General features: G+C 43.3%; 10 protein-coding genes. All 10 read left to right on the top strand.

Annotated elements, in window-relative coordinates:
* Positions 1-412 precede the first annotated feature (412 nt).
* The 10 genes from HYR79_08895 (at position 413) to HYR79_08850 (ending at position 9,543) form a co-directional block, all read left to right on the top strand.
* Positions 413-880, top strand: coding sequence for a PIN domain-containing protein (locus tag HYR79_08895; GenBank protein ID MBI1821810.1), 468 nt, complete (start codon positions 413-415; stop codon positions 878-880).
* Positions 873-1,115, top strand: coding sequence for a hypothetical protein (locus HYR79_08890; protein ID MBI1821809.1), 243 nt, complete (start codon positions 873-875; stop codon positions 1,113-1,115). Before HYR79_08895 ends, HYR79_08890 begins: the two co-directional genes overlap by 8 nt.
* 2 nt (positions 1,116-1,117) lie before the next feature.
* Positions 1,118-3,280, top strand: coding sequence for a bi-domain-containing oxidoreductase (locus HYR79_08885; GenBank protein ID MBI1821808.1), 2,163 nt, complete (start codon positions 1,118-1,120; stop codon positions 3,278-3,280).
* A gap of 14 nt (positions 3,281-3,294) precedes the next feature.
* The gene (locus HYR79_08880) at positions 3,295-4,947 is read left to right on the top strand and encodes an alginate lyase family protein (protein ID MBI1821807.1); all 1,653 of its coding nucleotides are present in this window, start codon (positions 3,295-3,297) and stop codon (positions 4,945-4,947) included.
* 3 nt (positions 4,948-4,950) lie between these two features.
* On the top strand, positions 4,951-6,186 hold the full coding sequence (locus HYR79_08875) for a glycosyltransferase family 4 protein (protein ID MBI1821806.1): 1,236 nt from the start codon (positions 4,951-4,953) through the stop codon (positions 6,184-6,186).
* Positions 6,187-6,199: 13 nt separating this feature from the next.
* Complete coding sequence (wecB, locus tag HYR79_08870; protein MBI1821805.1) at positions 6,200-7,345, top strand: UDP-N-acetylglucosamine 2-epimerase (non-hydrolyzing); 1,146 nt, start codon at positions 6,200-6,202, stop codon at positions 7,343-7,345.
* A gap of 256 nt (positions 7,346-7,601) precedes the next feature.
* A complete protein-coding gene (locus HYR79_08865) occupies positions 7,602-7,886 on the top strand; it encodes a cytotoxic translational repressor of toxin-antitoxin stability system (GenBank protein ID MBI1821804.1) in 285 nt (94 codons plus the stop codon).
* Positions 7,867-8,244 carry a helix-turn-helix transcriptional regulator gene (locus HYR79_08860; protein MBI1821803.1) on the top strand — a complete coding sequence of 126 codons (378 nt, stop codon included), beginning with the start codon at positions 7,867-7,869 and terminating at the stop codon, positions 8,242-8,244. The genes HYR79_08865 and HYR79_08860 overlap by 20 nt, the downstream gene beginning before the upstream one ends.
* Positions 8,245-8,657: 413 nt before the next feature.
* A complete protein-coding gene (locus HYR79_08855) occupies positions 8,658-9,002 on the top strand; it encodes a nucleotidyltransferase domain-containing protein (GenBank protein MBI1821802.1) in 345 nt (114 codons plus the stop codon).
* A 184-nt stretch (positions 9,003-9,186) separates the two neighbouring features.
* Positions 9,187-9,543, top strand: a complete 357-nt coding sequence (locus HYR79_08850; protein ID MBI1821801.1) for a HEPN domain-containing protein — start codon at positions 9,187-9,189, stop codon at positions 9,541-9,543.
* The last annotated feature ends 134 nt before the right edge of the window (positions 9,544-9,677 follow it).

The raw sequence follows: 9,677 nt of genomic DNA, 5'->3' as shown, positions 1-9,677 counted from the left end.
AGACAGGTTGGCAACATCCAAATGGAGACCCTGGCATGCGATTGTCTCTTGCATAGGAGACAATATGCCATATATGGATTTGGAAGTCCAGCAAAAAATGAAACCTTACTTTAGGCGGGGGAGACCTGAGTAGTTACAAACTTTTTAAATCAAGATAGAAGCGGGCGGATCGATGGGACCTATACGATTTTTGCCTTGATTTGAATTGAACTCTGGTGCCGTATTTTCATCGATTCAGCCATTCCAAAAATAGAGGAAACAAGGTAAAATGTTTCAATCTCTCAGGTAACCATTAAGGATGGAAAAGGCACCAAATGAAATTTACCCAATATTTTCTTTTTATGAGGCAAAGACCTGCTAGAATAAAAATTAATGTTTTCTTCGACAAAAGTTTTAAAGATGGTAAGGTTTTATGAGAAAAGAGAAAATAAAAATTTATCTCGACACAAGTGTTTATAACAGGCCCTTTGATGATCAAAGGCAAGATAGAATCAGGTTGGAAACAGAAGCATTTCTTTTGATTTTAGAAAAAGTCTTGTCAGGGGCAATATTACTTTTTGGGTCATCAACATTAATTTATGAAAATAGCAAAAATCCTTTTACCGAACGGAAAGAAAGAGTGGCAAGTTATATATCCATTGCTTCAAAAATAATAAAGCTTAATGAAGCCATTAGACAAAAGGCTTTAATTTTTGAAGAAGCGGGTATTGATCCCATAGATTCATTGCATTTAGGACATACTGAATATAGCCCTGCCGATTATTTCGTTACATGTGATGACATTCTGATAAAGAAAATGAATAAAAAGAAAGATCTAACGAAGTTTGAAATCTACAATCCCATCGAATTTGTTTTGAAGGAGGTTTTTAAAAATGCTTAGTGCCCAGAGAAAAATATTGAGCAGTCCGGAATTACGAGAAGCGGGATGGAAAATACTTGTAAAAAACCTTGGGTTAATCAACGCGACAAGATTTATTTTAGAATATGAATCGGGCTATGGAGATTACACCAAAATAAAAAAAGAGTTTTTTAAACATAAAAACGTCGATGAACTTTTTAATGAGATAAAACAGTTAGAGAGACCTGGTAAAAAACTCAGAGTGAAAAGTTATTGATTATGAAACAGATACTACAAAATTTGAAATCGGGTGAAACGGAGCTGGTGGAGGTCCCTTGTCCCCAGGTGAAACCGTGGCATCTGCTCATTAGAACCACAAACAGCCTTGTTTCCGCAGGAACCGAGCGGATGCTGGTGGAATTTGGCAAAGCCAATCTTATTGAAAAGGCGCGCCAACAGCCGGACAAAGTACGGATGGTCTTGGAGAAGGTCAAAACCGACGGGCTTCTACCGACACTCGATGCGGTTCGGAATAAACTGGATCAGCTCTTGCCGATGGGATATTGCAATGCCGGCGTGGTGATCGAAGTGGGTGAAGGAGTTTCAGGTTTTAATGTGGGAGACCGGGTCGCCTCGAATGGAAAACATGCCGAAGTGGTCAGCGTCCCTGTAAACCTTTGCGCCAAAATTCCGGAGAGTGTGAGTGATGAAGAGGGGGCTTTTACGGTGATTGGAGCCATCGCCCTCCAGGGAATTCGGCTGGCTCAGCCGACTTTAGGCGAATTTTTTGTGGTGACTGGTTTAGGGCTTATCGGGTTGATCACCGTCCAAATATTAAAAGCGCAGGGCTGTCATGTATTAGGCATTGATTTTGATTCAGAAAAATTAAAGTTAGCCGGGCATTTTGGCGCGGAAACGGTCAACCTTTCCGCTGGAGAAGATCCCATTGCCGGAGCCATGGCTTTTTCAAGGGGAAGAGGGGTAGATGGGGTACTGATTACCGCTTCGACAAAAAGCAATGAACCGATGCATCAGGCCGCTTTAATGTGCCGTAAGAAGGGGAGAATTGTTTTGGTGGGAGTCGTCGGTTTGGAACTCTCACGGGGAGATTTTTTTGAAAAAGAGCTCACTTTTCAGGTTTCTTGTTCCTATGGCCCCGGCCGCTATGATCCGGCTTATGAAGAAAAGGGGCAGGATTATCCGGTGGGATATGTCCGGTGGACGGAACAGCGGAATTTTGAGGCGGTTCTGGATCTATTAGCTTCCAAAAAGTTGGATGTGAATCCCTTGATTTCTCATCGGTTTCCTCTTGATAAGGCGGGTGAAGCGTATCAACTGGTTGGAGGGAGCGATCCTTCCCTTGGAATTTTGCTTCAATACCCATCCGAAAAGGAAAAAACTGAACGAGATCTTCGTCTTCAGACGGTTTCTCTTTCTTCCTCATCTCCCCTCACGCCTCACGCCTCACCCCTAACGTCTTCTAAAGTAGTCGTCGGATTTATCGGCTCAGGTAATTACGCTTCCGCGGTACTCATTCCGGCATTTAAGAAGACAGGGGTCCATTTAAAGAGTGTCGCTTCCCGAGGCGGTGTGAGCGGTGTTCATGCCGGCAAGAAATTTGGTTTTGATGAAACGACAACGGATGAAGAGACTTTTTTTGAAAACAAAGATATCAATACCGTTGTTATTTCCACGCAACATAATAGTCATGTTCCACTGGTATGCCGGGCGCTGAAAGCAGGGAAGCATGTGTTTGTTGAAAAGCCCCTGGCAATTGACCGGAATGGTTTGACCGAAATAGAATCAGTTTACTCTTCACGCCTCACTCCTCGCGCCTCACCGATCTTAATGGTAGGGTTTAATCGTCGATTTTCTCCACAGGTTCAGAAAATAAAAAATCTGCTAACCTCTATTAAAGAGCCGAAATTTGTGACGATGACCGTCAATGCAGGAATGATCCCCGCGAACCATTGGACGCAAGACCCAATAGCAGGGGGAGGTCGAATTATCGGTGAGGGATGCCATTTTATCGACCTGTTGCGGTTTTTAGTCGGTTTTCCGATTGTTTCGGTTCAGGCCGTGAAGCTCGGTGAATCAGGCGTTTCTCTGGAAGATAAGGTCAGCTTTACTTTGGGCTTTCAGGATGGCTCTGTTGGAACCGTTCATTATATGGCCAACGGGCACAAATCTTTTCCCAAAGAACGGCTCGAAATCTTTTGCGCAGGTCGGATTCTTCAGTTAAACAATTTTCGTCAATTACAAGGGTTCGGCTGGCCGGGATTTAAGAAAATGAATCTCTGGCGGCAGGATAAAGGGAATGGAGCCTGTGCGGCGGCGTTTGTTAACGCCGTTCGTGAAGGGAAATCTTCTCCTATCCCCTTTGATGAATTAGTTGAGGTCACAAGGGTTAGTTTTGATATCATAGATGCCATGAGAACGTAATTGAGCCGGTTGATTTGATACGTCATCTTTTTTATTCTCTTCGTTATACGAAACCCTCCCAGCTTTTCGCGCTGGTTCAATTTAAATTAATTAAACCCAAACCCGATTTAAGCCCTGCGCCTGAAGTTTGTGATTTCACCTCTCTTAAAAAAATCTGGCAAAAGCCTGTTGAAAAATTCCAAGTTTTAATTGGTCCTGTGCAGTTCCGGTTTTTAAACGAAGAACATGAGATTCATTTATCACAATCCTGGAATGACCCCGCCTCCAAAAAGCTATGGCTCTATAACCTTCATTATTTTGACGATTTAAATGCCATTGATAGCAGGAAGCGAACCGAATGGCATCATGAGTTAATCCATCGTTGGATTTTGGAAAATCCTCCTCCATCTGGTAATGGATGGGAGCCTTATCCCCTTTCGTTGCGGATTGTGAACTGGATCAAATGGGGGCTTGCCGGAAATAGAATAACCGAAGAGATGCGGCAAAGCCTTGCAGTTCAAACCCGTTATCTCATGAAGCGGTTGGAGTATCACCTGCCTGGAAATCATCTTTTGAAGAACGGAGTCGCGCTGATTTTTTCGGGAGCGTTTTTTGAAGGGGCTGAACCGAAAAAATGGCTTGAACAGGGAATGAGAATTGTCTCGACAGAAATTCAAGACCAGATATTGCCGGATGGCGGCCATTTTGAACGAAGCCCCATGTATCATTCAATTGTCCTAGAAGATCTGCTCGATTGTGTAAATATCCTCTCATCTCAAGGTTTACAGAAAGAATATTCTGATCAAATCCTGGAGTTGAAAAAAACCGCAGAAAAGATGCTGGAATTCCTGTCAGACATCTTAAACCCTGACGGTTCGATTCCTCTTTTTAACGATTCAGCGTATCATGTTTCAGCAGAGCCCGGCGAACTTTTCAGCTATGCGGATAGACTCGGTATCAAATATCATCAGTCGGCGGAAGGTTGCCCTGTTATGGTTAAGAAAGATTTTGGGCTTTATATTCTTAAAAGCAAAAGAATTCGATTGACCCTTGACTGTGGCGCCATCGGGCCGGACTACCTTCCCGGCCATGCCCATTGTGATACGCTCAGCTATGAACTCTGGATCAATGGCCAGCCTCTGGTTGTAGATACAGGAACTTTTGAGTATAGTGGTTTACGGAGGCGGATCGACAGGTCTACCCTGTCTCATAATACCGTGATGATTGACAGGGCAGAACAGCATGAAATCTGGAAAGAGCACCGGGTCGCCCGGCGGGGATACCCGCTTTCACCTTCTATCAAAGAGGAAAAGGGGAAAATTACCTTTGAGGGGGGGCATGATGGTTTTTGCAGGCTCTCGGGCAAGCCTGTTCACTGGCGGTCTGTTAGCCTGGAAGAATCTGAGACGCTGGAGATCAAAGATGATGTCACAGGCCAGGGAAGACACCTGATCGAAAGTTTTGTTCATTTCCATCCCGATGTTGAATTGAACCTTGAAAAGGATGGCAAGGGAACTTTAAGCTTAAAGGGTGAGAAGACTTTTTTTGAAATGTGGAATTTTGACTCGTATCAAATTGAAGAGAGTTTTTTCTGCCCTGAGTTTGGGCTAAAGATTCCCAATAAAAGAATCCGGATGATCAAAGAAGGGAAATTACCTCTCGATATTGGGGTTCGGTTTAAAGGGTGAGCCATGCATATTTTATTTTTATCGGATAATTTCCCGCCAGAGGTGAATGCCCCCGCGAGCCGGACCTTTGAGCATTGCCGGGAGTGGGTCAAGGAGGGGCATCAGGTCACCGTGATGACCTGCGCCCCCAATTTCCCCAGGGGAGAAGTTTATGAGGGTTACCGGAATAAACTTTGGCAGACCGAAAAAATGGAAGGGATCCGTGTGATTCGGGTCTGGACCTACATTACCGCGAATCAAGGTTTTTTCAGGAGGACAATTGATTATCTCAGTTATATGGTTTCGGCCATTCTGGCCTCTCCCTTTGTAAAAGACGTTGATCTTGTGATCGGCACCTCCCCGCAATTTTTTACCGCTTGCGGCGCCTGGGCGGTTAGCCGTCTTAAACGGAAACCATTTGTCTTTGAATTGAGGGATATCTGGCCGGAATCTGTTAAAACATCCGGAGTCATCGGCGATTCGGGTTTTTATCATCTGGCTAAAAAAATCGAGCTGTTTCTTTACCGTCGGGCCGACAAAATTATAGCTGTAACAGAGTCCTTTAAAGAGTATCTCGGCCAACAGGGGATTGATGTCAATAAAATCGAAACCGTGACAAACGGGGTCGACTTGAGCCGGTTTAAGCCGGCAGAAAAAGATCGGGCGCTTGCTAAACAATTGGACCTTTCCGGCAAGTTCGTCGCGGGTTATATTGGAACCCTTGGATTAGCTCACGCGCTGGAGACCCTGTTAGAGGCGGCGAATCAGATGAAAAAAGCGCCTGGGGGCGATCAATTCCGTTTTATTTTTTTAGGGGATGGGGCAAAGAAGGGGGCGTTGAAGGAAAAGGCAAAAGCGTTACGGCTCGACAATGTCCTCTTTATTGATTCTGTACCTAAAAGCGAGGTTATCCGGTACTGGTCTTTATTGGATGCCTCGATCATTCATTTAAAGAAAACAGAGCTTTTTAAGGGGGTGATCCCTTCCAAACTTTTTGAATCGATGGGAATGGGCATACCGATCCTTCATGGAGTGGAGGGAGAGTCTTTAAGAATTGTAGAGAAAGAGGGGGCAGGTCTCTCTTTTGAACCTGAGAACAGTAAAGAACTGATCGAAAAGCTCCTTTTGTTACAACAGAACAAGTCTCTTTACAATCAACTAAAGCAAAACGCAATTCAATCAGCGCCTAAATATGACCGGACAGCCCTTGCGCATAAAATGTTAACTATTTTCTTGAAACAATTTGAGCCTGATAAATAGAAAGAATTCCGTTTTGACTCAGCAAGGTTTTAAAAGGAAAAAAATATTAAACATTGTCGGCGCGAGGCCGAATTTTGTAAAGATTGCTCCCTTAATTGAGGCGATGGGCCAATTCAATAGAGACTCTAACCGGATGATTTTTGAGTCTGTTTTAGTTCATACCGGCCAGCATTATGATGCCAAAATGTCGGACGCTTTCTTTGCCGATTTGGAAATTCCAAAGCCGGATGTTTTTTTAGGCGTCGGCTCCGGAAGCCATGCGGAACAGACCGCCCATATCATGCTTGCCTTTGAAAAAATCTGCCTCAACGAGAAACCTGATTTGCTCCTGGTAGTCGGAGATGTGAATTCTACCCTCGCTTGCAGTCTGGTGGCGTCAAAACTAGGGATTCGAATCGCCCATGTCGAGGCGGGGCTTAGAAGCGGGGACCGAAGCATGCCGGAAGAGATTAACCGGATTGTCACCGATGCGCTTTCAGATTGCCTTTTTGTGAGCGAAGAGAGCGGGGTTGGGCATTTATTGGAAGAAGGGAAGAGAAAAGAGCAAATCTTTCTGGTCGGAAATGTGATGATCGACACCCTTTATAAATATAGAGAAAAAGCAAAGCGCTCTCAAATATTAAAAAGTCTGAACGCAGCGCCAAAACAATATGGGATCATCACGCTTCACCGGCCATCGAACGTCGATCAAAGAGAGACCCTTGGACCTATTTTAGAGGTGCTCTCTAAACTGTCAAAAAAAATCCCGCTTTTTTTCCCGGTTCACCCCCGAACGAGACAGCAAATCGAAAAATGGAATCTGAGTCATTATTTTTTTAACCTGCCGGCAAACGGTCATGGAATTTATTGGACCGAACCGATGGGGTATTTAGATTTCCTATGCCTGATGGATCATTCCAGGATTATCCTGACTGATTCGGGAGGCATTCAGGAAGAAAGCACGGCGTTAAAAGTTCCCTGTCTGACATTAAGAGAAAATACCGAACGGCCGGTGACTATAACGGAAGGAACGAACTCGCTTGTGGGAACGAACCCTGATCATATTTTAAAGGCAGGAATGGATATTATTGAAAACGGCCAGCCTGAAAAGAAAGTCCCTCTGCTGTGGGATGGAAACAGTGCCCAAAGAATTGTTCATATTTTACAAAAGTTTCTTTAGTTAAAAAATGACGTTTCGCAACTGGTCAAATATCTTGCGTTGATAGAACACCTGCCCCAAATGGGGAAAAAGCTGGGCGAAAATAACCGAAGGGTTTTGAAAAGCTTTATGACCGCCCCCTCGCCCTCCAAAAATTTAATTCGCTTTTAAATTCTTTGAAAAAACAACTCTCTTTAAAACAGTAGAACCGCCGGGGTTGTATTTCTCCCAGAGGATTTAGCTTGATATATCCCAATAATTGGGATATTCTACCTAAATGAGATGGGAAGTTCTTCTGTCTAATAAGGCTTCTAAACAGGTTAAGAAACTTCCAGAATCTGTTCGATCAGTCTTCGTGGCCTTGGCCCGGGAAATGGAAGAGTATGGACCATACCGAGCAAATTGGAAAAACTACGGAAAATTAAAAGGTTCTGAAGCTTTTTTCCATTGTCATTTGACCTCAGGCAGGCCTACCTATGTAGCCTGCTGGGAAATTAAAGATAAAAAAATAAGAATGTTAGAGGTATATTATGTCGGCACCCATGAAAACGCTCCCTATTAATAAAAAGAAGGGAGAAATTAAAATCCAGATTGGAGAAAGGAAGACCCGCTTGTTTTTGGTTCCTAAGGACCGGGCTCAAGGTGTAGTAAAACTACTTCAAGACTTTGAAATTAGAGAAGATAATCTTTTACCGTGGAGAGAAAGTGTTCATGATTTAACAGAAAAGTACACGGAACCTGGTGTGGCTTTGCGAGGAGCTCGAATTAAAGAAGGCTTTACGCAAAGTGAACTTGGAGAAAAGCTCGCAATTTCTCAAAACCATCTTTCAGAAATGGAGAATGGAAAACGACCTATTGGCAAGAAAATGGCCAAACGTTTGGCTGAATTATTAAATGTAGGATATAAAATCTTTTTATAAAAAAGTCACACATCTTTCCTTTATAATACCGCGTGAAGCTTTAAAATTTTCCTTAAGTGCCGCAGATGTTCCCCTGGTCTCTCTTTTAGAAGGGATGGAAGTGTTGTCGTGAAGTCGGGGAGATGATTCAAAACGCCAGGGGAGGCTATGTGGTTTCAGAAGACGACTCTCCGCAATTGGTCAAATATCTTGCTCTGATGGAACATTTGCCCGAAATGGGAACTAAAACTGGGTGAAAATAACCGGAAAGCTTTTGAAACGCTCTATGACCGCCCCCTCGCCCTCCAAAAATTTGTTTCTCTTTTAAACTCTTTGAAATAATTGCTCTTTTCCACTTTTGCTAAACTTTTGAAAAAGTGTTATAAGTTATGGAACTATTCAGTATATTTGTTTCTTAGGAAAGGGATTAGAGAATGACCATTTTAAAATCGGCGCTTTCAGAAAAAGATCGAATCCTTTTAAAAGATTTCAAGGATATTCTCCTGAAAACCTTTCCAAATGAGATTGTAGAAATTCGTCTTTTCGGCTCGCGTGTCCGGGGGGAAGCAACCGCTGAATCAGATATGGATGTTTTAATTGTTACCCGTCACGAGGATTATCACCTTTCTGACAGGATAATAGAACTTGCCTGTGATTTATTATTAAAACATCGGGTTTATATTTCTCCTAAAGTGGTCAGTCAGAGGCATTATCATCAGCTTGAGGAAATGGATTCAGATTTTCTTTATCATATTAAACAAGAAGGCCTCCTTCTATAATGCCTCAAAAAAAAGAAACAATCCTAAAAGACCCAAGACCCAAGACCAGCGATAGACTTCGCACCCACTTATTAATCATGTCATTGCGAGCACCGAAGGGTGCGTGGCAATCTTATCGTAAAGTCTTGAGATTGCTTCACTTTGTTCGCAATGACAGCTTTCTAACTCTGTTCTTGGGAAAGAAATTGAACGTGGTGAGAAATCTCTAAAAGCGGCCCGGCTTCTCTTTGAAAATGTTTTATATGAAGATGCCATTTCAAGGGCATATTATGCAGTTCTTCACCTTGCCAAAGCGGCGATACTTTCCCAGGGGGTACGGACTTCGAGCCACAAAGGTGTGCTTGCCATGTTTGGTCTTCATCTTGTAGAAAAAGGTCTGTTGGATTCTAATCTGGCTAAAATTCTCGCTAAGGAAAAAGAGGAGCGCGAGTTAGGAGATTATGATGTGATGATTGATCTTGATGAAGAGCGGGCGGAAGAAAGAATACGACAGGCAGAGCAGTTTGTTTCCATTGTTAAATCATTTTTATTAAAATCGTAACTACTCAGGAGTGTCAGGGAGGAAAAAGCATTTCAGGCAAGTACGGTTGACCTGTCAGGGACTGGGAAATGGATTGCAAGAGGTTCCAGCCGTTTTTACGAGCTGTGGATAGGTAGCTTCTGATGCGGGCAAAG

The organism is Nitrospirota bacterium (assembly GCA_016178585.1).
GTDB lineage: Bacteria > Nitrospirota > Nitrospiria > JACQBW01 > JACQBW01 > JACOTA01.
Note: the sequence above shows the minus strand (reverse complement) of the source record. Positions and strands in the feature narration are given on the sequence as shown.

Coding starts and splice junctions, on each gene's coding strand:
- HYR79_08895 (MBI1821810.1), top strand. CDS start 413: ATGAGAAAAGAGAAAATAAAAATTTATCTCGACACAAGTGTTTATAAC.
- HYR79_08890 (MBI1821809.1), top strand. CDS start 873: ATGCTTAGTGCCCAGAGAAAAATATTGAGCAGTCCGGAATTACGAGAA.
- HYR79_08885 (MBI1821808.1), top strand. CDS start 1,118: ATGAAACAGATACTACAAAATTTGAAATCGGGTGAAACGGAGCTGGTG.
- HYR79_08875 (MBI1821806.1), top strand. CDS start 4,951: ATGCATATTTTATTTTTATCGGATAATTTCCCGCCAGAGGTGAATGCC.
- HYR79_08865 (MBI1821804.1), top strand. CDS start 7,602: ATGAGATGGGAAGTTCTTCTGTCTAATAAGGCTTCTAAACAGGTTAAG.
- HYR79_08860 (MBI1821803.1), top strand. CDS start 7,867: ATGAAAACGCTCCCTATTAATAAAAAGAAGGGAGAAATTAAAATCCAG.
- HYR79_08855 (MBI1821802.1), top strand. CDS start 8,658: ATGACCATTTTAAAATCGGCGCTTTCAGAAAAAGATCGAATCCTTTTA.